The organism is Pantoea sp. Lij88 (assembly GCF_030062155.1).
Taxonomy (GTDB): Bacteria; Pseudomonadota; Gammaproteobacteria; order Enterobacterales; family Enterobacteriaceae; genus Pantoea.
Map to the genome: position 1 here is coordinate 2,426,200 of NZ_CP118269.1, position 23,097 is coordinate 2,449,296.

Consider the following 23,097-nt stretch of genomic DNA (forward strand, 5'->3'; position numbering starts at 1 on the left):
GAAAAACCAACATACTGGATAAGATTCCCAATAACAGAGTTATTCGCTTACGAAATAATATGACTTAACACATCTGCCATACATCTCATTAAAGCGATCTTATTCAATAACTTACAAAAATTTTGTCATTTCATAGCTACCGCACGAGCCAGGTAGTCCCTGCCCGTGGGTTAGCGATTACAATCCATGTGTAAATATAAGCTGCGAGTTTACAGAAGATTGACAAAATTTCAACGGGCCACTTTCAGAAGAATTTACTTTAGAAACACTTAAGAAATTAAGTTAATCCAAATATGTTTCCTTTTTAAGTACCCGATCAGGACAAAGCTCAACAACCTGCAAAAATCTGAAGTATTTTTACACATTCATCCGTTTATTTCGGTATCACCATTAAAAATACTCATGTTAAGAATGGTTCTGATTGTGGAGGAGAGAAAAGCCACGAGCCTCAACAGGTCGTAGTGATGAGCCGTTCCGGGCGAAGACATCCTCCAGAAACCTGGTGTTATCAGGGTGTTAACAGATATGAGGGCATAAAAGCAGCGGATATAAGCTGGAGAAGAGCAAACGGAGTTAAGCGAAACGCTAAATGGGCCAGCTGCCCGTTCAGACATGACTGATTAATTTTTCTTTAGAAAGTACGATTGCCGATAAGTTTAAGTGTGTCAGCAGGTTACAGCTGAATGGGCACAAAAAAACCACGCCGGAGCGTGGTTTTGGTGGCTGTAACGGGTAACCCGACAGGGGTATAAAATCAGAAAAAGCCTAGCGGCTCGATGCTGTAGCTCACCAGCAGGTTTTTGGTCTGCTGATAGTGATCCAGCATCATTTTATGCGTTTCACGGCCGATACCCGACTTCTTGTAGCCGCCAAAAGCGGCGTGCGCTGGATAGAGGTGATAACAGTTGGTCCAGACGCGACCGGCTTTAATCGCCCTGCCCACCCGATACGCACGGTTGATATCGCGGGTCCACACGCCCGCACCCAGCCCATAAATAGAGTCGTTGGCGATGCTGATCGCTTCCGCTTCATCTTTAAAGGTTGTGATGCCGATAACCGGGCCAAAGATCTCCTCCTGAAACACCCGCATGCTGTTGTTGCCTTTCAGCAATGTTGGCTGGATGTAGTAGCCGCTGTTGAGTGAGTCATCCAGCTTCTCTACGCCGCCGCCCACCAGCACTTCGGCACCCTCCTGACGGGCAACCTCAAGGTAAGAGAGAATTTTATCGAACTGTTGTTGCGACGCCTGCGCGCCCACCATGGTCTCGGTATCCAGCGGATCGCCTCGTTTAATGGTTTTTACGCGCTTCATCACGGCCGCCATGAACGGCTCGTAGATCGACTCATGCACCAGCGCGCGCGACGGACAGGTACAGATTTCGCCCTGGTTCAGGAAGCCGAGCACCACGCCTTCGGCAGCTTTCTCAATAAAGCTCTCTTCCGCCTGCATGATGTCTTCAAAGAAGATGTTCGGTGACTTACCGCCCAGCTCAACTGTTGACGGGATCAGGCTTTTCGCGGCCAGCTCCAGAATATGACCGCCGGTGGCGGTAGAGCCGGTAAAGGCGACTTTGGCGATGCCGGGATGAGAGGCCAGCGCCTCACCCGCCTCTTTACCGAAACCGTGCACCACGTTCAGCACGCCCGGCGGCAGCAGATCTTTAATCAGATCGACAAAAATGGTGATCGACAGCGGCGTCTGTTCTGCCGGTTTCAGTACGACGCAGTTTCCCGCACCCAGCGCCGGAGCCAGTTTCCAGGCTGCCATTAAGAGCGGGAAGTTCCACGGAATAATCTGCGCAACCACGCCCAGCGGCTCATGGAAATGGTAGGCGGCAGTGAACTCATCAATCTCTGCCGCACTGCCCTCCTGCGCCCGGACACAACCTGCAAAATAGCGGAAGTGATCGACAGCCAGCGGCAGATCGGCCGCCAGAGTTTCGCGCACCGGTTTACCGTTATCCCAGGTTTCATAGACCGCCATGGTCTCCAGATGCTCTTCCAGCCGATCGGCAATTTTCAGTAGCAGCAGAGAGCGTTGTTGTGGCGAGGTCTTGCCCCAGGCATCAGCTGCCGCCGCCGCAGCGGCCACAGCGTTATCAACATCGGCAGCGTCTGAGCGCGGAAACTCACCCGCCGCAGAGCCGTTCACTGGCGAGGTATTGGTGAAGTAGTTGCCTTTCACCGGCGCGACGAATTCACCATTAATGAAGTTGCCATAATTCTTTTGTAGTGTGATCAGAGAACCCTGTTCTCCGGGGGCGGCGTAACGCATGATCATTCTCCTGACAGGTGACTGATGTAACAATGATGAAACTTATTATTAACATGAAGGATCATTGAGAGCCTGTCAGGTCTGTTATCCGGAAACTGTGACCGCCCCGAAGGAATAGGCGTTTGCGCTTCGTCTTTAGATAATTCCGACTTTTCCCCAAAAGGCTGGCAAGGGAGAAACTTGTGCGGCACAAAGGAGTCAACCTGAGGATGAATTCATTCTGGAGATGAGCATGCTGGCTTCAGCTATTACCCTGATGCGCGCTAAAGCCCATTTCGTGCATCAGTTTATCCGCAACCCACGCATGATGGGCAGCATTACGCCCTCGTCAGAGGCGCTGTGCCGCACCATGATCGAATCGGTGGAATGGCCTGAAAAATTACGTATTGCCGAACTCGGCGCGGGCGACGGGGTGCTGACGCGGCGGATACTGGCGCAGATGTCAGCTGACGCCACCCTCGATGCCTTTGAAATCAGCAGCACGCTGGCAGACAAGCTTGTTGAGTTGGACGATGCGCGCATGACCGTGCGCACCTGTTCCGCTGAGTACCTGAGCGGCGAGTATGACGTCATCTTCTCCGGCCTGCCGCTGCTGTCACTGCCGCCTGAACTGCGAGAGGCGATTCTGCGCGCGGTCTATAACGCTCTTGGCCCGAACGGTATTTTTGTGCAGTTCCAGTACACCTCGCTGACCCAGCCTGATCTGTCACGCTACTTCACCTGGGAGCGCCAGCGGGTGCTGAAAAATGTTCCCCCCGCCTGGGTCTATCGCTGCACGCGCCACTACGCGCCCTGAGCATGCTCCACTGCCGGGCGCGTCTGTTGCCAGAACGTCACCAGCAACTCTCGCGCCCAGTCTTTCCCCTCAATCTCGTTTGCCCCATCCTCTGTGCAGCCCTGTGGCGTACAGATGGTCATGATGTGCCGTGAAAATTCAGGATGAAACTGCACGGAGAGCGCCTGCGGCGTATAGCGCACAATCTGGCAGCCATCGCGCGCAGACGCAGCAAGCACCTGGGCCTGAGGTGGCGCGCTGATAACCGACTGGCGATGCGACAGCCAGACGCTGAAATCCTGTGGCAGTTTCTGCAGCAGCGGATCGCGCTGCGCCTGAGCTGAGCAGCGGATTGGCAACAGACCGCGCTCCCAGCCGTTGGGATTATCTGCGACTTCACCGCCCAGCGCATAAGCCATCAGCTGATGACCGTAGCAGACGCCGAGCAGCGGCAGATCATGATCAATCGCTGCCCGAATCCATGCGGCGCTGCGTTCGCTCCATTCAGCGTGGTCGGTGACCATCGCCCAGGAACCGCTCAGGATCGCCCCGGAAATCTGATCGAAATCGGGTAACGCTTCGCCCAGATGGGGCCGGACAATCAGGTATTCATCAGGTTGCAGGTTTAACGCGTCGATAAACCAGCGCGGCTGTTCACCAATCTCTGAGACGACGTTTGCGGGTGGGACTTCAAGCTGAATTAACGCAAGGGGTAAGGCGGACGTTTGGGTCATACCGAATCGGTTCCTTTAAGAAGTCGTTTTAAATCAGTCTGCCAGCATCGCGCGCGAAAGTCTCATCAGGCTGCGCCGCAATTGCAGAAAATTTGTCGCTGCGATTGGCTGGAATGCCGCAGTTCGTGCCATCATTAGCGGGCTAAGCAAAAAATCATCGAAAGGATATTATCGTGGCTGTGCGGCATTTTTTTCTGATTCTGATGGTGGTTTCCATCTGGGCCTTCAATAACGTGGCAGTGAAATGGGGCCTGCTGGAACTGCCGCCCCTGTTTCTGACGTTTATGCGCTTTGTGGTCGTAGCCATCGTGCTGGTGCCGTTTTGCCGGATTAACCGTCAGCAATTGCCCTGGCTCTTGCTGCTGGCGTTTACGTTCGGCTTCATGCACTTCTCGCTGCTGTTTGTCGGCCTGCGCTATACCGATGCCGGCACCGGTGCCATTGTCGTGCAGCTGGGTACGCCGATTGCAATGCTGCTGGCGATGGTAGTGCTGAAAGAGAAGCTGAAGCTGGTGCAGCTGATGGGCATTATGATCTCGCTGAGCGGCGTGGTCGTGCTCTCCGGTAGCCCGACGATTCCGTCCTGGTGGGTGCTTTGTCTGCTGCTGTGCAGTGCCACCGGCTGGGCCGTCAGTAACCTGATTGTGAAGAAGTCACCGCCTATAAAGCCGCTGACGATGACCGGATGGATTGCGTTTCTGGCGATTCCGATCGTAGGCGTTTCCAGCTTTGTGATGGAGTCAAACCAGCTCTATGCCCTGCAGCATGCAGGCTGGCACGGCTGGTTCGCGATTCTCTACAGCGCCATCGCCTCATCGATTGTGGCTTACACGTTGTGGTATATGCTGCTGAAGAAATATAACGTCAATCTGATCATGCCCTACTCGCTGCTGACGCCGGTTTTATCCGTGCTGATGGGGATTGTAGTTCTGGGCGACAGCCTGAACAGCTTTAAGATTATTGGTGCATCACTGGTGATCCTCGGCACGGCTATCGCGGTGATTAACCTGCGTAACCTGCGGATGCATGCCCGCTTCCCGCGCCTGCGGCGGCGTTAATTCCGCGTGCTATGCTTGAGAAATGACCTTTCTCAGGGAGCACAACATGGACTTAAAGCTCGCCGCTTCGTTGTGGCAGCAGATGCAGCAGGGATTGCGGGGTCGCGACGACGCCTTGCCTCTTCCCGCTTTCGTTGATCGCGCCACCTTCTCTTCTGCCTTTGCCGTCAGTGAACTGGCGGCCACCAGCATCGGTCTGGCAACCCAGGCTGCTGCCGATTTAATCGCCACCTCCCGCCCTGAATTTCCTTCTCCGCCCATCACCGTCAATGTGCGACTGGCGTCGCGCTGGTTTCAGCAGAGCTTCTATCCGCTGAACCGCACTTCGCCCGTGATGTGGGATGCGTTTGCCGGTGACTACCGCAGCCGCGATGGCTGGATCCGCCTGCACACCAATGCCGCGCATCACCGGCTGGCGATGGAGCAGGTGCTGGGCGCGCACACCGATCGCACCGCGCTGGCAAAGCAGGTTCAGCAGTGGCAGGCCAGCGAGCTTGAGCAGGCAATTATTGATGCGGGTGGCTGTGCCGCAGAAATGCGCAGCGCCGCTGCCTGGCAGCAGCATCCGCAGGGTCAGGCTGTGCAGCATGAGCCGCTGTTTAGCTGGCAGTCCACTCAACAGGCAGCTGCGCTGGCATGGCCGCTGGCAAGAGCCCGTCCTTTACTGGGCATTAACGTCCTGGATCTGACGCGGATTATTGCCGGACCGGTCGCCACCCGTTTTCTTGCCAGCCTGGGTGCCAGCGTACTGCGCATCGATCCGCCCGGCTGGCAGGAGCCAACGCTGGATGAGGAGATGAGCGGTGGCAAGCGCCGTGCGGTGCTCGATCTGACTCAGCCCGCCGATCGCGAGCAGTTTATCCGTCTGCTACGTGAAGCCGACGTGCTGGTGCATGGCTATCGGGCGGATGCGCTGGAACGGCTCGGGTTTGACGCGCAGACCCTGCAGTCACTCTCACCTGGCCTGGTTGATGCCGGGCTTAATGCCTGGGGCTGGAAGGGGCCGTGGCGCAACCGCCGGGGCTTTGACAGTCTGGTGCAGATGGGATGCGGCATTGCTGAACGGGGCATGCAGTGGCAGCAGAGTGATAAACCGGTCCCGCTGCCGGTGCAGGCGCTGGATCATGCCAGCGGCTATCTGCTGGCGGCGGCGGTACTGGAGGGATTACGACGACGCATCACTGAGGGGCACGGCAGCCAGGTCCGGTTGTCGTTGGCCCGCACCGCGTGGCTGTTGCAGCAGCACCCCGCAGGTCAGAACGCAGCTTCCGGCATTGTGCCGCAGAATAAAGACAACCAGCCCTGTTACGAGTTAACGCCGTGGGGGTTTGGCGTGAGGCTACAGGCAGCCTCCTGGCTACCCGGCACCCCACAGATCTTTGCAACGCCAGGCTGTGCGCCGGGCACGCACCCGGCGAGGTGGTGAATCAGGCTTCAGGCGTTTCTTCGCTGCTATCCAGCAGTTCGTTGTACATCGCCTGAATCGCTTCGCGGCTCAGCATCGCCAGTGTGCGATAGAACGCGGTGGTCGCGTGCGCTTCCACTTTGCCCAGGAACGTACCGCACCACGGCAGCAGATACTCTTCAAACAGCGCCATCTGCGCTGCGCTCTCATCTTCCTCTGACTGATCTTCCAGCCATGACGCGGCCAGCAGCAGCACACCAAAATGATCGGCAGGCGCATCGCTCAGCGGCATGCCGCGTGAGGTTAAGAACGCACGGACTTCCGGCTCCGTTTTGCCTTCCGGCCACTGTGAAGCGTAAGGCGGCACATTACAGTCGCTGCCAACAAACAGCGCGTTGTAATCGGCGGCCAGCGCCTGCGGATCGCTGTTCTGTTGCAGACGGGTCAGCAGCTCATCCTGCTCCAGCGGCCACTGCGACTGCAGTTTACCTTCACGCAGCAGAGTGAACAGCGGCACCAGCAGCGGGTCCTGCGGCTGACGATTAAACAGTGAGCCGATCACGCGGCACAGAATGGAAAACTCATTCATGAGTCAGATTTCCTTGAGGCAAAATAAATTAAAAGTCAGCCAGTTCAGCAATATGTTTGCCGCTACGCATTTCCAGAAAGTCGAGCAGGCGACGCGGCGTGACATTTAACACCCGATCCTCGGGAAAATCCACCTCGCGGGCGATTCGCAGGCAGTGATCGAAATGCCCGAGCGTAAACGCGGTGTGGGAATCGGAGCCAAATGCCAGCCGTCTAACGACATCGACATCGACATCGACATCGACGATCTAAAGAATGGTGCTGATCTGGTGTCCGATAAATCCAATCTTACACATAACAATCTCTGCCGGAGACATAGTCAATACGTCTAACATTATCTTACAACAACCACTTGATTTAAAAGAATAACCTACTTTTCATAATATGCTTTTTTACTAGTAGAACCGAAAATATTTCCCACTAAGATAAATTATTAAAATAACCCACAAGAAAGCGAAAAATAAACCATATGCAGGAAAGTAGCTTGCAAACAAAATAGCCCCAGCCAGACCTACAGCTGGTGGTATGAGTCCAAAGAAGGATTGGCTCACCCAGGCATATAACCAGCGAAGAATAGTTTTCATTTTGTTAGAATATTATTTAATAACGTTAAAACCTGGTCTTCATTAGTGGAGCCTGATTTTTGCAAATAAATTATTTTCGACATTTCCGGCTCAATCAGATAATAGAACATTTCCATATTATTATTATACAAGTCAAAGTAATACTCCGCATCATCGAACCTTAACTTTCTTGCTGCTTTTGTAGCCACCTCAAACTTACCATAAAACTTGAAAGCGGTTACGGCATAAGAGCTTGTAGTATTAATTATTTTGATGTGTGATTTTTTAAAATCCCGAGACTCCGTAATCACAAGCGCGATTAACTGCGCTATCGCAATTTTAGAGAATTTAGCAGAAGCATAGTCAGAAGCTTTTTCAGCTAACAATCTCTGTATGTTTTGGATCCCGTTATCATCGATACGGCTCAGTTTTTTTCTGAAGTAAATTTCTACCATATCTAATACTACGTCTTGCCGGGAAAACAGCATCCTGAGTTGCTTCAGGTATCGCAGATCCTCTCGCTTAAGTTGTTTACACACATCTTTGTAGTCATCAAAAAAACATGAACCATAGCCGCTTGCACGCTGAGCACCTGATAGAACACTCCTTCCTGTATCAAGCGTCGTTTGTTGTAACTCAATAAGGGCCTTTTCAAAGTTAAGTGCAATGGTTCGCTCTGCTTGTAGTTTAAGTTTCAGATAAGACATGCTCATACTCATCCTTTTGTGTAGAATTCCTTATATAACGATTGTATACTGAACTGAAAGCTATGCAAGGAGAAGCGCTTATGAAAAGGATCAAATGGGTAGTTTTATACATTGCATTCACCCTGTTTTATCTTATGTTAATCCCAGAAATTATATTCCGATATCTTTCAGAAGATGCTTATATGAAGCTTGGGGAAATCTTAAATCCATTTCAGATTTTCCCTTCAACAGTGAATGCATTGTTTATAGCAATAATAATCTCATCATTATTGTTATCATTTTTAACAGTCAAAATAATACAGCGTACAAGTAACCGCCGCGATTCTGCTCTTTAATTTAACATAATATATAAGAGTAGAATGGTAATCGAAACGTTCGCTATTACCCGCTTTGGCGAACAGCCCCCTAAAATGAAAACCCAACTCAGTAAGGTCAGGTTTTTTAGTAGTAAGTATTCTTTCGGTTTTAACCTGTATGTCGTGCCACACTGCCTTTCCGAGTTGATAAGGGACAAGGGCATGGCGAAACACTCACGCTAGCCATTATATCTCTGATAATAAAAGCGGGATTTATATTTATAGTTAGCGTATTGATTACACGCTCCTACCGCTAAAAGTCAGCCAGTTCAGCAATATGTTTGCCGCTACGCATTTCCAGAAAGTCGAGCAGACGACGCGGCGTGACATTTAACACCCGATCCTCGGGAAAATCCACCTCGCGGGCAATTCGCAGGCAGTGATCGAAATGACCGAGCGTGAAAGCCGTGTGGGAATCGGAGCCAAACGCCAGCCGTCCACCGGCATCGCGCACGGCGGCGGCGATAGCCCGGCAGTTAGGTTCACTGCCCGGACGCGAGTGAGTAAAGGAGGAGTTGTTCAGCTCCAGCGCCACGTCGTAATGCGCTGCGGCCTCGGCAATCGCCGGGATATCGACAGGGAATTTCGGGTTACCCGGATGGCTGATGATATGAACCAGCCCGCCCGCCATGGCAGCGATCATCGCGTCCGTATGATGCTTTCTGTCGCGCGGCGCATAAACCGGCTCGTGAAAACCGGCGACGATCAAATCCAGCGCATCGAGCATCGGGCCGGAACAGTCGATCTCGCCCTGCTGGTTTTTGATATTGGCTTCGATACCGCGCAGAATCCCCACGCCATCGATCACGCGCGGCCAGACCCGCATATTAATAAAGTGCCAGTAGTGCGGCGCGTCGGCCATATCGGGGCCGTGATCGGTAATGGCAAACAGTTTCAGGTCGGTTTGCTTCGCCTGGGTGACGTAGTCGTGCAGCGTGCTGTAAGCATGCGTGCTGGCGATGGTGTGCATATGCAGATCTACCGGATACATCCTCTTCTCCTGCTGAGTGCCCCAGACGGGGCCGGTTCATTAATAGCCGCGCTGCCGATCAACCCTGCCCTGCGGCGGCTCGCCTGCCTGATCCTGATTAATGGCGCGGGCGATGTAGTCGATAGCTTCGTCGATTAAGGTTACCGCCGCATTATGGGGCGTAATCGTGACACGCGGATGTGACCAGAGTGGATGCGCCTCCGGCAGCGGTTCAACCTGAAAGACATCCAGTGCCGCTGCTTTCAGCTGCCCGCTATTGAGCGCGGCCAGCAGGTCATCTTCCACCACCTGCGCACCACGCGCGATGTTGAGGAAGAACGCGCCGTGCGGCAGCTGCTGTAAAAAGTGCTGGTCGATAAGATTAATGGTCTCGGGCGTGCTTGGCAGCAGGTTGATGACCACCCGCGTCTCCTGCAAAAAGGCAGGTAGCGCATCGCGACCGGCAAAGCTGGTCACGCCGTCGATTTCTTTGGGTGAGCGGCTCCAGACGCGTAACGGGAATCCCCAGGGTTTCAGGCTCTCCGCCACGCTCTGCCCCAGCACGCCCGCGCCCAGAATGCCGATAGTGAAGTTTTCGCGCGTGTAAGCGGGCAACGGCTGCCAGCACTGCTGTTGCTGCTGAAGACGGTAGTCGTCAAAACGACGGAACCAGCTCAGCACGCTATGCACCGCATACTCCTGCATCTGGCGCGCCATACCGGTATCTTCCAGCCGGTACAACGGCACGCTGTCGGGCAGCATCTCAGGATGCTGTTGCAGCTGTTTCAGAATTTCGTCTACGCCTGCACCCAATGCAAAAACGCCGCGCAGTGTGGCGCGTCCCTGTAGCATCTCGGTGGGCGGGGAGCGGACCAGCGCGTAATCGGCCGGACCGTTGTCGCCTGGCTGCCAGGCACGTACCCGCGCCTGGGGCAGACGCTGTTGTAAACCGTTAATCCAGGCCGCTGCAGACTGCGACGGGTGATACCAGATGATCTCCATCCTGCTCTCCTTTTTTTCTTTCAGCGTCGGGGAAAAGCGGAGTGAGAGCAAGAAAAAACCCGCGTGATAAAGCGGTTTTTTCCATAAAAATAATTCCCGTGGCTTCACATTTCCGGCTCGCTTCAGGGTGAAGTGGTCAGTTTGCGTCTAAAGTTGGTCCTGTGGTCAATGCGTTACGCGCGGCCGCGTTTCGGACAAGGAGAAAAACCGATGACAAAAATTGAGGTAAACGCCGATCAACGGCGTCAGCGTTATGCGCCCTTTCTGCTCACGTTGCTGCTGAGCGTCCCCGCTTTCACCACGCATGCCGACGACAACAGCCGCATGCTGAATAATCAGCCGCAGCCGCCGGACGTTCGTTTAGGGCCGCTGTTTAATGCTGTGCAGCAGGCGAAGTTCTATCCCGATCAAAAAACCTTTGCGGATGCGGTGCCGAAATTCGATCCCGCCTCGATTCTTGCCGACTGGCAGATGCAGAAGAAACAGCGCAACTTCGATCTCAAACATTTTGTTGATACCAACTTCACCCTGCCCGCTGCCGGTGACAAATATGTCCCGCCCGCCGGACAAAATCTGCGTGAACACATTGATGGCCTGTGGCCGGTGCTGACGCGCACCACCGGCAGCGCGGGTCAGTATGATTCGCTGCTGCCGTTGCCGAAGCCCTACGTGGTGCCAGGCGGTCGCTTCCGCGAAGTCTATTACTGGGACAGCTACTTCACCATGCTGGGGCTGGCCGAGAGCGGACACTGGGACAAAGTGCAGGATATGGTGGACAATTTCGCCTCGCTGCTCGACCGTTATGGCCACATCCCCAACGGCAACCGCAGCTACTACCTGAGCCGTTCGCAGCCGCCATTCTTCAGTATGATGGTCGATCTGCTGGCAACCCACGATGACGGCAAAGCCTATACCCGCTACCTGCCGCAGTTGCAGAAAGAGTATGACTACTGGATGGCCGACAGCGATAGCGTCGCAGCCGGTGCAGCCAGCAAGCGGGTGATTAAGCTGGCGGATGGCACGCTGCTGAACCGTTACTGGGATGCGCGCGACGTGCCACGCACCGAATCCTGGATGGATGACATTGTTACCGCGCAGAAAGCGCCGCAGCGTAATAAAGCCGAGCTCTATCGTGAGCTGCGTTCCGGTGCGGCGTCGGGCTGGGATTTCAGTTCGCGCTGGTTTACCGACGCGCACAACCTGTCGACGATCCGGACTACTCAGCTGGCCCCGGTTGACCTTAACAGCCTGATGTTCCATCTGGAGCAGACGCTGTCGAAAGGTTATCAGATGAACAAACAGAGCGATCTGGCGAAGCAGTTTGCCGATCGCGCCGAGAAGCGCCAGGCGGCGATCAACCGCTATCTCTGGGACAGCAAACAGAACTGGTACGCCGACTATGACTGGCAGAAAAAGGAAGTTCATCCGCAACTGACGGCGGCGGCCCTGTTCCCGCTCTATCTGCAGGTCGCCAGTGATAAGCAGGCTGAAAGCACCGCCAGCGCGGTAGAAAAACAGCTGCTGAAACCCGGCGGTCTGGTGACCACTACCGTGAACAACGGCCAGCAGTGGGATGCGCCGAATGGCTGGGCACCGCTGCAGTGGGTTGCCGTGGAAGGACTGGAGCATTACAACCAGCCAAAACTGGCGAAAGAGGTCGGCTTACGCTTCCTGCAAAACGTTCAGAACACCTATGACCGTGAGCACAAGCTGGTGGAGAAATATGTCGTTGATGGCAAAAATCTCGGCGGCGGTGGCGGCGGTGAATATCCGCTGCAGGATGGCTTTGGCTGGACCAACGGCGTCACGCTGAAACTGCTGGATAAGTACTGCCCGAAAGATAAAACCTGTAACAGCGCCCACGATATTCCTCAGGCGTCTGCCTCGCAAAACTGATCCACTCTGGATACCTCTGGCCCCGCCGGAGGTATCCGCACCCCCTTTCAGCGAATTTTACTTGACCTTCTTACATCAACAGGCAAAATTGCAGCCAATTTACAAAAGGTAATAGTTCTCATTATGATAATGAGATTGCCTATCAATAATTTTATCCACCTGCCTGAACCTTTGCCAAGAAAGGAATTTTGATGAAACTGTCATTGTCGCTGAAAGGTTATATTCGCCTCTGCACCCTGGCGCTGACTGCGCCTGCTCTGAGTTATGCTGCCGATATGGTGGTCACTGCACAACCGCAGGAAGATTCGACCTCGCCGACCCAGGGTTATCTGGCGACCACCAGCCAGGGCGCAACCAAAAGTGATCGTCCATTGATCACCACGCCGCAGTCGATATCCGTGGTCACCCGCCAGCAGATGCAGGATCAGGGTGCGCTGACCCTGAATCAGGCGCTGGGTTACAGCTCCGGCGTCTTCACCAACTTCGGCGGTGCTGCTACCCGTTACGACACCATTGCCTTACGTGGCTTCCACGGCGGCGATGTCGATAACACGTTCCTCGACGGCATGCGGCTGATGAGCGACGGCGGCAGTTTCAACGGCCTGCAGGTGGACAACGCTTTCCTTGAGCGCATTGACGTGATCAAAGGCCCCTCTTCTGCTCTGTATGGTCAGACAGTACCAGGCGGGCTGGTCAATATGGTGACCAAACGTCCTCAGTTCAGCGAAGAGGGTCACATTCAGTTGCAGGCGGGCAGCAACGCCACCACCGGCACGATGTTTGACTACACCAATGCCATCAATGACCAGTGGGCGTTTCGCCTGACCGGCGTGACCCGCAACAGTGATACCCAGTACGATCACACCCGCGAAGAGAAATACGCGCTGATGCCGCAGCTGATGTGGCAGCCGGATGAAGATACTCACCTGATCCTGAAAGCTTATCTGCAGAAAGATCCGTCGGGCGGTTATCACGGTTCTGTGCCGGGTGACGGCAGCCTCACCGAACACAATGGCTACAAGCTGAGCAACGGCTTTTATGAGGGCAACAGCGATCTCGATCAGTTCAAGCGCCGCGAGCAGATCTACAGCTTCGATTTCGCCCATCGCTTTAACGACGTCTGGTCATTCTCCTCGACGGGCAGCTACAGCCACTCGAATGTCGATCTCGATCAGGTTTATCAGATTGGCTGGGATGAAAATAATCCCGATCTGCTGAACCGCTACTACTCAGGGGAGCGCTCGTCGCTCTCCGCCTGGTCGACCGATAACCGCTTACAGGCGGAGTTCAATACCGGCGAACTGGAGCACCGCGTGACGCTGGGTGCCGAGTATCATCGTTACAAAAATGAGATCAGCGCGGCGGGCGGTTCGGCTAATCAGCTGAATGCCCTGACCGGTGAGCAGGTGGGCGACATGCCGGATTACACCTGGGCGGACAAAACCCGTCGCTACTATCAGACCGGCCTCTATCTGCAGGATGAGATGAAGCTGGATCGCTGGCATCTGGATCTCTCCGGCCGCTATGACCGCATCGTCGCCAATAACAGCGGCAGCGATCGTCGTCAGGATGATCACATCAGCGGACGTGCGGCATTGCTCTATGCCTTCGACAACGGTATCTCGCCTTATGTGAGCTGGAGCCAGGCGATTACCCCGACCGCGCTCACCGATCCCAACAATAATCTGCTGAAGCCGACTACCGCTGAACAGTATGAAGCCGGGGTGAAATATCAGCCGGTGGGCACCCGCGATCTCTATAGCGTGGCGGTCTATGACCTGACGCAGAAGGATGTGGCAAACCGCAACGTGCAGACGGCGACTTATTCGCCATCGGGCAAAGTCCATTCACAGGGTATCGAGCTGGAAGCGCGTAATCAGCTCACCCCGCGTCTGAGCACCGTGGCAAGCTATACGCTGAATCATCTGCGCTTCAAAGATTCGGTGGATGGCAACAGCGGTCATACGCCATACGTCACCCCCAACAGCATGGCTGCACTCTGGGGTCACTATCAGTTTGATTACGGTCTGAGTGCGGGTGCGGGCGTGCGTTACATTGGCAAACAGTGGGCAGACAACCAGAACACCACGCGCGTACCGTCTGTGACGCTGTTTGATGCGTCAGTGCGGGCCGATCTCGGCGTCTGGAACAGCAGCCTGAAAGGGGCATGGGTGCAGGTCAATGCTAATAACCTGACCGACCGTACCTATGTCGCGGGCTGTTACGGCACGGGCTTCTGTTACTGGGGCGCGGAACGCAGCGTGATGGCGACAGTCGGTTACGACTTCTGATAGCAGAGTAAAAGATAAAAAAAGGGGACGAATCGCTTCGTCCCCTTTTTTGTTGAAACTGTTACGGTTAACTGCGTACTTTACGGTAAACGAACAGCACCACGATGGCACCGATCACTGCGACCACGAAGCTTCCGAAGTTAAACCCATCAACGCGGCCGAAGCCAAACAGCGTACTGATCCAGCCACCCACTACGGCACCGATAATACCCAGAACGATAGTCAGAATGAAACCGCCACCGTCTTTACCCGGCATAATCCACTTCGCCAGAATACCTGCGATTAAGCCAAAGACGATCCAGGAAATAATACCCATCTGTTGCTCCTTCCTTTTTATGATTAAATCGTGAACGCCTGATTTATCAAGCGGTTTACCGCGATAAGTATAGCCAGCTTTTTGAAAAATGCTTGCCCGCTCACACTTATTATTCATGAATAGCAAATTAAAGCTTTTTTTAGTCGCGCCGATAACCGAAACGAGACAAAAAAACAGCATAAAAACAGTAACCCCCCTTGTGGAGCAGGACGTGAAAGAAGCCGACCAGGAACAATACTTAAAACGTGGCACGCTGGCGGTTCTGGGCGTTATTAAAGACCTGCTGCGGCATCAGACGCCGCTGCTGGTGCGCTTTCCGCGTGGGCAGTTTATCAGCCGGATGCTGACTGCCGATAAAGATCGCCTGGTGTTTGACCTCGGCAGTAATAACCTGGACAACGACTACGCGCTGACCAGCGACGATCTGAGCATCACCGCTGAAACCTTTGGCGCGAAGATAGAATTCAGCCTGGCCTCACTGGAAAAAGTGGAGTTTGAAGGCTTACCCGCATTCAGCGCGCCGCTGCCGGACCTGCTGTGGCAGATTCAGCGACGGGAATTTTTTCGGGTCTGCGCCCCGATGGAGCCGCAGTTCTGGTGTCACACCGTGTGGCCGGATGGCAGTAAAACGCGCCTGCGGTTACAGGATCTCTCCCTGGGCGGTCTCGGCGTGCTGGTGGATGAACCGCTGCCGGAAGGCTTGCAGAACGGCGACAGCTTCAACACTTTCCGGGTCGAACTGGGTGAATATGGCATTTTTGAAGTGCCGGTGAAGCTGCTGAACATTGGCGAGCGCTGTGTCGTAACCCGCAAAAATGAAACCCTGATTACACCCCGCCTGAGCTTTCGTTTTGCCACGCTGAATCCGGCGCAGGAGCGACAGCTTCAGCAGATTATTTTTGCACTTGAGCGCCTGGCGCGCGATAAATCGACCCGATTCCAGTAACTGCTTTATGGGTGCGCCACACAGGTGGGCCGCATCCAGGCTATGCTTCTTGCTTGTTTTCTTTTAAACCGGAACCCAGCAAGGAGACCCTCCCCAATGGAAAACTGGCTCTCTTCACGTCGTTTTCAATCCCTCTTTTTTAATCAGGAACTCTGGCTCAACAGTGCCATCGTGGTGGCCTCCACCCTGGTGATTTACTGGGTGTTGCGTACCCTGATCCGCTTTATCTCCAACCGGATTGCTCTTTACAGCGAACATCGTCATGTCCGCGCCACCGCGATTCTGGTGGAGATATTGCGCAGTACCAGCCAGACCCTGCTGCTGATCTTCTCACTGCTGATTGCCCTGAAGTTTGTCGACCTGCCTGCGTCCTGGAGCGTGACCATCGCGCACGGCTGGTTCCTGGCGCTGATTGTGCAGCTTGCGCTGTGGATCGACTGCGGCATCCGGCTATGGCTGAAAAGCCTGTTGCGCGATCCGCTGCATGTGCGTAACCCGGTGACGACAGTCATCCTCGGCATTCTGCTGCGGGTAGTAGTCTGGATCATGATGTTCCTGGCGATTCTGTCGAACGTCGGCATTAACATTACCGCGCTGGTTGCCAGCCTGGGCGTCGGCGGTATCGCGATTGCGCTGGCGATTCAGACCGTGCTGAGCGATGTCTTTGCGTCGCTGGCGATAGGTTTCGATAAGCCGTTTGAGCATGGCGATTTTATTGTCTTTGGTGACATTGCCGGTTCCATCGAGCATATCGGCCTGAAAACGACCCGGTTGCGCAGCCTGAGCGGTGAGCAGATTGTCTGCTCAAACACCATTCTGTTGCAGCAGACTATCCACAACTACAAACGCATGCAGCAGCGCCGCATCGTGTTTAAGTTTGGTATCAGCTACGCCACACCGTCTGAGCAGGTCCGGGAGATCAGCCCGCTGGTGAAAGAGATTATTCAGGGCGTTGAGACCACCCGTTTTGACCGCGCCCACTTCCTGGCTTTCGAGGACTCAAAACTGACCTTTGAAGTGGTCTATTTTGTGCTGGATGCGGATTACAACAAGTACATGGACATCCAGCAGGAGATTAACCTGCAGCTGATGGCGGCGCTGGAAGCACGCAATATCCGCTTCGCCTTCCCGATTCGTCAGGTTGAGTTCAGCGGCGGCAATCTGCCACCGGTGGATCTGGTGGCGGTAGAGAATGAAGATGGCGAGGTGCGCAGGATGGCGCGCTAAGCCGGTGCCCGCTTTCCCCTGAACAGGAAGGCGGGCATTCAGCCTTACCGCTTACTGATGCCGATAGCAGCTCACCCCGAGATACTCACTGAACGCCTCCTGCAATACACCGGCCGTGGCTGAGTGGTTCATCGCCACGTGATGCTCAAAGCCATTCCGGCAGATCCACGCCAGCAGCGTTTCCAGCTGCGGCACCTGAATCACTGCACGACAGCCCACCGTGTCCAGCGGATCGGTGACCGACATCCCCTCGCCCACATAAGCTTTAATTTCGCCGCTGAAGTCGTCGGTTGAGAGGCGGAAGTAGGTCAGATCACCCTGTTTCATCCGGCCATGTACCGCGCCGCAGGTGTTCTCTTTGCCCACGGTGGTGCCGATGATATCCGCCGTACCCATGGTCGGTGACTCCAGGCTGGCGCTGGCGAAGTTACCGCAGTGAAACAGCACGCATTTATCCCGTTCATCGCCGAAGTTGTTGTTCCAGTCCGCCAGCGAGGCGGGACTCAGCGAACAGCTGGCGAGCGCATACATCGACAGCGCACCCATCACATCCACTTCACAGGCGCTGGGCATCAGCTGGCCCGACATCACGCTCATGATCGAGCAGACGTTAATCCCCAGATTCTCCTGCAGGGAAGTCCAGCACTGAATGGCGGTGGTATCAATATCGTTGTCGCTGATCCACTCGCTGATCACCACAAACAGTTTGGCCATGGTCACCAGTTTGTCACCCGGAATGCCGCGCGCATCGGCGTTGGCCTCCAGAATTTCACGCTTCTCTGCTACGCGGATATCATCATCGCGCAGCCGGTTGGTGCGGGTAAAGATCTCCGATAAATCCAGGGTTTCCACCGCGATGCCCATTTTCTCCAGCAGCTTTTCGCTGTAACGCACGGTGTTGAATCCGGCGGGCCGCGCACCAATCGCCCCGACGCGCACCCGCCGCATGGCATTCACCACCCGGCAGAGCTGGCTGAACCGTTGCAGATCCTGCATAAAGACCTCACCGCTCAGGGCGCAGACGTGCTGGCGGGTCAGGGTAAACGGGATGCCATACTGGCGCAGGTTATTGCAGAGCGAAATTTTGCCGCAGAAGCTATCGCGGCGGGTCGCCAGCCCCATTTTATCGAGGTTGTCCTCTTCCGCCTGCACCAGCACCGGCACATTCAGCCCGGCCAGACGCAGAGCCTCGGCAATGGCTTTTTCATCGCCAAAGTTAGGCAGCAGCACCACAATGCCGTGAATTTTCTCACGGTGCTGACGAAACAGCGCGGCGCAGATTTTCGCCTCCTGCCGCGTTTCGACGCCGCCCAGATTGGTCCGGGTCTCATCCAGCATCACCGTATTGATGTTCATCTTTTCAAACAGCGCGATCGCCTGCTGGCGCGCTTCGCCCACCAGATAGCTGGGGAAAAAGCCCCGGTTGCCAATAATGACACCGAAGGTTAACTGCTGAGGGAGTGTTGACATGGCTCTGCTCCGGATAGGGATTAATGTGGCTGATAACGACAGCGTGCAACGGCATCGATCCAGCCTTTATAGTTTTCCTGCATACGCTGCGCGTTCTCTTCACGCGGCATGATGACGCTGCCGCCCTGCAGCGCCTGCATATCACTGCCCTGCTGCCACCATCCCAGCACTTTGCCTGCCAGCAGCGCCGCGCCCAGCGCGGAGACCTCGGCGGTGGGAACCCGCTGCAGCGGCCGCTGTAACACATCCGCCTGCAACTGCATCAGCCAGCTATTTTCGGTGGCGCTGCCATCCACACAAAGTGCCGGAAGCTGCTGGCCGCTGGCCTGCTCCATCGCAAAAAAGACGTCGGCGATTTGCCAGACGATTGACTCCAGCGCCACCCGCGCCAGCACGTCGGGCGAGGCGGCATCCGTCAGGCCGCACACCATGCCGCGCGCCTGCAGATCCCACCAGGGCGCGCCCAGGCCAGAAAGCGCCGGGACAAAATAGATGCCCTGATTGTCATCGCAGCGCTGCGCCATTGCGGTCAGCGCGCGCGGATCCGACACCCCGAGCAGTTTACCCAGCCAGGCGGCGCCGGAACCGGTGTGGGTGATGTTGCCTTCAAACGCATAGCGCAGCGTGCCGTCGTGCCACGCCACCGTGGTGCTGAGGCCGTTTTCCGTCAGCAGGGGTGTCGCCATGGACATCATCAGTGACGACCCGGTGCCATAGGTGGCTTTCACCACTTCAGACTCGCCGCGCCGCTGCGCCTGTAAAGCCGCGTGGGAGTCACCGATGCGCGCCAGAATCGGCGTGCCTGGCGGTAAGCCATGAATATCGCTTACCGCGACCACGCCCTGTTCACTGGCAGAGGCGGTGATGCGTGGCAGTGCGGCGCGCGGCAGCTGAAACAGCGCCAGCAGTTCGTCGTCCCAGTCGTTGAGGTGCAGGCTGTAGAGCTGCGTGCGGGAGGCGTTGGCATGATCGGTAATAAAGACTTCGCCTGCACTCAGCTGCCAGCTGAGCCAGCTGTCGACCGTTCCGATACACAGCTCACCGGCTGCGGCCCGCGCCGCGCCGTCCGGGATGGCGGCCAGCATGCCGGTCAGCTTGGCGGCCGGAAACATCGGGTCAACGGCCAGGCCGGTTAAGCCGGTGATGCGTGGCGCTTTGCCCGCCTGACGAAGATCGCGGCAGAAGGACTCGGAGCGTCGATCCTGCCAGCTCACCAGCGGCGTCAGCGGCTGACCATCACGCCGCTGCCAGATCAGCACCGACTCACGCTGATTACTGATCGCCACGGCCGCCACAGGCGCACCGTCGCAATCCGCCAGACAGTGGGTGATCGCCTGTTTTACCGCCTGCCAGATCGCCATAGGGTCCTGCTCGGCCAGTCCGGGCTGCGGATGTTGCAGGGTTAAACTGTGACTGCCGCGCGCCACCACCCGGCCATCGCGATCAACCGCAATCGCCTTGGCATTGGTGGTACCTTCGTCGATCGCCAGAATCAGGGGTCCCACCATTTTTATGCTCCTGCGCAGATGCGCGCTGCACTGTTGACCACGCTGCGGGCATCAATGCCATGATGGGCGCGGGTAGAGGCGCGATCGCCTGCAATCGCATATTCCCCATCCGGAATGCCGAGCCGTAACAGCGGGATGCCACAACCGCCTTCCGCCAGCACTTCGGCCACCAGACTGCCGACACCGCCATTGACGTTATGCTCTTCAACGGTAATCACCGCTGGGTAGTGATTTAACAGGTTGCGCAGCTGTTGGGTATCACAGGGTCGAATCGATGGAACCGCGATCACACCGGCTGAAATCCCCTGTTCAGCCAGTTGCTCAGCAGCGTGAACCACCTCGTGAACCGTCGATCCCATCGCCACCAGCGCGATGTCGCTGCCTTCCCGCAGCACATCGATCGCGCCCGGTCTGAACCGGTAACTTTCATCGTGCAGCTGCGGCAGATCTTTGCCATCCAGACGGATATAGACCGGCCCGACATGCTCAAGGGCATAATCGATGATCTGGCGGCACTCCAGCGGGCAGGAAGGCGCATAGATCTCGATGTTGCCGAAACCGCGCATTACCGCGATGTCATCAATGCTGTGGTGGGTGCTGGCTAACGGGCCGTAGCTGGCCCCGGAATTCAGCCCGAACAGTTTGACGTTGGTGTTGTTGTAGCAGACATCGACTTTGACCTGCTCATTGGCGCGAGACACCAGAAACGGCGCGGCGTTACAGGTCACGGCGACTTTGCCGCCCAGCGCCAGACCGGCCGCCGTGCCCACCAGCGTCTGCTCGGCGATGCCGACGTTTATCAGCCGGTCGGGAAACGCCTTAATAAAGGGGGCGATTTTGGCGGTGGAGGTGGAGTCGGCCACCACCGGCACCAGATCCACCCCGCGATTCACCGCGTCGATGAAAGCCGTGACCATGACGTTGGCTAAATGTTGTGCATTACTCATCTTTCAGTTCCTCCAGTGCCTGCGCGATCTCTTCGCCTTTCGGCACCCGGTGATGCCATTCCGCCTTGCTCTGGATAAAGGAGACGCCAAATCCCTTCTCGGTATGCGCGACAATCACCTGTGGCTTACCGTTCTTAGGCAGGTTTTCAATGGTGTCGACGACGGCTGCCATGTCATTGCCGTTGCACTCCGTGACCTCCAGGCCAAAGGCGCGCCATTTTTCCGGCAGCGGATCGGTGTTCATGATGTCGCGGGTCGCGCCCGCCAGTTGCAGCTTGTTCTTGTCATTGATGATGATCAGGTTGTCGAGGCCGTAATGCGCCGCGACCAGCGCCGCTTCCCAGTTGCTGCCTTCCGCCAGCTCACCATCACCGGTGACCACAAAGATGCGGCGCGAACTGTTATCTTTTTTCGCTGCGATGGCGATGCCCACCGCCACCGGCAGACCGTGCCCCAGCGCGCCAGTGTTCAGCTCGACGCCCGGCGTTTTCTGCCGGACCGGATGGCCGGGCAAATGCGAGTCGGCGTGCTGATAGGTCGTCAGCCAGTCGGTCGGGAAGTAGCCCGCCTCCGCCAGCACGCAGTAGTAGCCCCCCACCGCGTGGCCTTTGGACTGGATGTAGATGTCGCGCTGATGATCGTCCGTGCGATCCGGCGCGCAGTTCAGAATGCGGAAGTAGAGCGCGGTGAGGATCTCCACCTGCGACAGGTCAGCACCCGTATGACCGCCTGCCGGGCTGCCTGCGTTAAGCTGGATGATGCGGCGGCGGATAGCCCGCGCCCGGCGCTCAAGATCATCGACCGGAAGATTGAAAGGATTCATACACTACCTCTGAATTTTAAATCGGTTATGAATATATATTCACGTCAGTTAAAAAAATTTGTCCGCGAAACTGCCTGTTAAACCGGGCAGGCCGATCTCTGCTCAGCAGCCCGGCCAGCCCGGTTCAGTGCCATCAGGGTTTAGCCGGTGTGCCCTCCCCGATTAACGCTTTCTGCGCCACAACTGCCGCCTTCTGCTGCATCCGGCTCTGGGTCTGGTCGATAATGACCGCGATGATGATGACGATGCCTTTGATCACCATCTGCCAGAATTCACTGACGCCCATCATGATCAGCCCGTCCGCCAGGAAGCCGATGACAAACGCGCCAATCAGCGTGCCGACAATCGTGCCGCGTCCGCCCGCCAGCGAGGTGCCGCCCAGCACCACAGCCGCGATGGCGTTCATCTCAAAGGCGGTGCCGTTCGCCGGATGGCTGGCGACCAGTTGCGAGGAGACCACGATGCCCGCAATCGCCGCGCAGAAGCCCGACAGGGTGTAGACCAGAATTTTCACCTGCCGGGTTTTCACGCCCGACAGTTCCGCGGCGCGCTCGTTGTCACCGATGGCATAAACCTGGCGACCAAACGGCAGACGGCGGGCGATATAAGCGATGACCAGCGCCAGCACCACCATCATCCAGATGGCGTAAGGCAGCCCCAGAAAAGTCCCTGCGCCAATCCGATCAAAACCGGTGTTCCCCAGAAGCGGGTTGCCCTGCAAACCGGGAAAGGTCTCGCCGCCCGAAGTGAGCATCGCCGCGCCGCGCAGGATGTACATGGTGCCCAGGGTGCAGATAAAGGGAGCGACGTTGTAGCGGGTAATGATCCAGCCGTTGCCCGCGCCAATCAGCGCGCCGATGAACAGCACCACCGGCACAATCACCCAGACGCTGGGGAAGATGGCGATGCCAAACATCGGCAGCACAATCCCTTTGGTGATCAGCCAGCCAGCGATCATGCCGCACAGCCCTAAAGTGGCCCCAATCGACAGGTCAATTCCCGCAGTGATAATGACAAAGGTGATACCCAGCGCCAGAAAGGCGTTGATGGCGATGTGCTTCACCATGATCACCAGACTGCCGGTGGCGAGAAAGTCCGGCACGGTGATAGCGAAGAAGCCGACGATCAGAATCAGCGCAATGAAGGTGCGCAGCTTCAGAAGCAGCAGCAGAATGCTTTCACGTGAACTGAACGCTTTAGCCGGAAGTGTGTTCAGCGCGACGCTGTTATTGCTTTTCAT

General features: G+C 56.0%; 20 protein-coding genes and 1 pseudogene. 8 read left to right on the forward strand and 13 right to left on the reverse strand.

The genetic code is table 11. The features are described 5' to 3' along the window. Positions 1–754 precede the first annotated feature (754 nt). Positions 755–2,275 (reverse strand): acetaldehyde dehydrogenase ExaC, encoded by a 1,521-nt coding sequence (gene exaC / locus PU624_RS15090; RefSeq protein ID WP_283545637.1) that lies wholly within the window; start codon positions 2,273–2,275, stop codon positions 755–757. 232 nt (positions 2,276–2,507) lie between these two features. Between exaC and PU624_RS15095 the strand changes: the two genes are divergently transcribed. Then, entirely contained in the window at positions 2,508–3,071 is a 564-nt protein-coding gene (locus PU624_RS15095; protein WP_283545638.1) for a class I SAM-dependent methyltransferase, read from the forward strand. Here the strand turns inward: PU624_RS15095 and PU624_RS15100 are convergent. Beyond that, positions 3,059–3,784, reverse strand: a complete 726-nt coding sequence (locus PU624_RS15100; RefSeq protein ID WP_283545639.1) for a glutamine amidotransferase — start codon at positions 3,782–3,784, stop codon at positions 3,059–3,061. The genes PU624_RS15095 and PU624_RS15100 overlap by 13 nt on opposite strands. Before the next feature lie 173 nt (positions 3,785–3,957). On the opposite strand from PU624_RS15100, the gene PU624_RS15105 reads away from it, so the two are divergent. Continuing rightward, complete coding sequence (locus tag PU624_RS15105; RefSeq protein ID WP_283545640.1) at positions 3,958–4,842, forward strand: DMT family transporter; 885 nt, start codon at positions 3,958–3,960, stop codon at positions 4,840–4,842. Positions 4,843–4,888: 46 nt separating this feature from the next. Then, the gene (locus tag PU624_RS15110) at positions 4,889–6,268 is read left to right on the forward strand and encodes a CoA transferase (RefSeq protein ID WP_283545641.1); all 1,380 of its coding nucleotides are present in this window, start codon (positions 4,889–4,891) and stop codon (positions 6,266–6,268) included. A 1-nt stretch (position 6,269) separates the two neighbouring features. Here PU624_RS15110 and PU624_RS15115 read toward each other — a convergent pair whose 3' ends face one another. The 3 genes and pseudogenes from PU624_RS15115 to PU624_RS15125 all read right to left on the reverse strand — a co-directional run bounded on the left by PU624_RS15115 (position 6,270) and on the right by PU624_RS15125 (position 8,105). After that, positions 6,270–6,836, reverse strand: coding sequence for a TorD/DmsD family molecular chaperone (locus tag PU624_RS15115; RefSeq protein ID WP_283545642.1), 567 nt, complete (start codon positions 6,834–6,836; stop codon positions 6,270–6,272). A 28-nt stretch (positions 6,837–6,864) separates the two neighbouring features. Then, positions 6,865–7,047: pseudogene (locus PU624_RS15120) on the reverse strand (phosphatase); the annotation flags it as partial. Between the two features lie 368 nt (positions 7,048–7,415). Beyond that, on the reverse strand, positions 7,416–8,105 hold the full coding sequence (locus tag PU624_RS15125) for a hypothetical protein (RefSeq protein WP_283545643.1): 690 nt from the start codon (positions 8,103–8,105) through the stop codon (positions 7,416–7,418). A gap of 80 nt (positions 8,106–8,185) precedes the next feature. On the opposite strand from PU624_RS15125, the gene PU624_RS15130 reads away from it, so the two are divergent. Next, the gene (locus tag PU624_RS15130; protein WP_283545644.1) at positions 8,186–8,440 is read left to right on the forward strand and encodes a hypothetical protein; all 255 of its coding nucleotides are present in this window, start codon (positions 8,186–8,188) and stop codon (positions 8,438–8,440) included. A 274-nt stretch (positions 8,441–8,714) separates the two neighbouring features. On the opposite strand, the gene PU624_RS15135 is transcribed toward PU624_RS15130, so the two are convergent. Together PU624_RS15135 and ghrA are read right to left on the reverse strand one after the other, a co-directional pair. Then, positions 8,715–9,452 (reverse strand): phosphatase, encoded by a 738-nt coding sequence (locus PU624_RS15135; protein ID WP_283545645.1) that lies wholly within the window; start codon positions 9,450–9,452, stop codon positions 8,715–8,717. Positions 9,453–9,491: 39 nt separating this feature from the next. Beyond that, positions 9,492–10,433 carry a glyoxylate/hydroxypyruvate reductase GhrA gene (gene ghrA / locus PU624_RS15140; RefSeq protein ID WP_283545646.1) on the reverse strand — a complete coding sequence of 314 codons (942 nt, stop codon included), beginning with the start codon at positions 10,431–10,433 and terminating at the stop codon, positions 9,492–9,494. Positions 10,434–10,643: 210 nt separating this feature from the next. Here ghrA and treA point away from each other — a divergent pair, with 210 nt between their 5' ends. Both treA and PU624_RS15150 read left to right on the forward strand, forming a co-directional pair. Further along, on the forward strand, positions 10,644–12,329 hold the full coding sequence (gene treA, locus PU624_RS15145) for an alpha,alpha-trehalase TreA (protein WP_283545647.1): 1,686 nt from the start codon (positions 10,644–10,646) through the stop codon (positions 12,327–12,329). Positions 12,330–12,520: 191 nt separating this feature from the next. Further along, on the forward strand, positions 12,521–14,620 hold the full coding sequence (locus PU624_RS15150; protein ID WP_283545648.1) for a TonB-dependent siderophore receptor: 2,100 nt from the start codon (positions 12,521–12,523) through the stop codon (positions 14,618–14,620). Between the two features lie 67 nt (positions 14,621–14,687). On the opposite strand, the gene PU624_RS15155 is transcribed toward PU624_RS15150, so the two are convergent. Then, positions 14,688–14,936, reverse strand: coding sequence for a GlsB/YeaQ/YmgE family stress response membrane protein (locus PU624_RS15155; protein ID WP_013357556.1), 249 nt, complete (start codon positions 14,934–14,936; stop codon positions 14,688–14,690). A gap of 211 nt (positions 14,937–15,147) precedes the next feature. Here PU624_RS15155 and PU624_RS15160 point away from each other — a divergent pair, with 211 nt between their 5' ends. Both PU624_RS15160 and PU624_RS15165 read left to right on the forward strand, forming a co-directional pair. Further along, positions 15,148–15,882 carry a flagellar brake protein gene (locus tag PU624_RS15160; protein ID WP_283545649.1) on the forward strand — a complete coding sequence of 245 codons (735 nt, stop codon included), beginning with the start codon at positions 15,148–15,150 and terminating at the stop codon, positions 15,880–15,882. A gap of 96 nt (positions 15,883–15,978) precedes the next feature. Then, complete coding sequence (locus tag PU624_RS15165) at positions 15,979–17,109, forward strand: mechanosensitive ion channel family protein (RefSeq protein WP_283545650.1); 1,131 nt, start codon at positions 15,979–15,981, stop codon at positions 17,107–17,109. A gap of 51 nt (positions 17,110–17,160) precedes the next feature. On the opposite strand, the gene PU624_RS15170 is transcribed toward PU624_RS15165, so the two are convergent. From PU624_RS15170 to PU624_RS15190, 5 genes are all read right to left on the reverse strand, one after another. After that, entirely contained in the window at positions 17,161–18,579 is a 1,419-nt protein-coding gene (locus PU624_RS15170) for an L-fucose/L-arabinose isomerase family protein (RefSeq protein WP_283545651.1), read from the reverse strand. Between the two features lie 20 nt (positions 18,580–18,599). After that, positions 18,600–20,087: an FGGY family carbohydrate kinase gene (locus PU624_RS15175; protein WP_283545652.1), complete on the reverse strand. Its 1,488-nt coding sequence runs from the start codon at positions 20,085–20,087 to the stop codon at positions 18,600–18,602. A 2-nt stretch (positions 20,088–20,089) separates the two neighbouring features. Beyond that, positions 20,090–21,034 carry a transketolase family protein gene (locus PU624_RS15180; protein ID WP_283545653.1) on the reverse strand — a complete coding sequence of 315 codons (945 nt, stop codon included), beginning with the start codon at positions 21,032–21,034 and terminating at the stop codon, positions 20,090–20,092. Next, on the reverse strand, positions 21,027–21,857 hold the full coding sequence (locus PU624_RS15185) for a transketolase (protein WP_283545654.1): 831 nt from the start codon (positions 21,855–21,857) through the stop codon (positions 21,027–21,029). Before PU624_RS15185 ends, PU624_RS15180 begins: the two co-directional genes overlap by 8 nt. 133 nt (positions 21,858–21,990) lie before the next feature. Further along, positions 21,991–23,097: an ABC transporter permease gene (locus PU624_RS15190; protein WP_283545655.1), complete on the reverse strand. Its 1,107-nt coding sequence runs from the start codon at positions 23,095–23,097 to the stop codon at positions 21,991–21,993.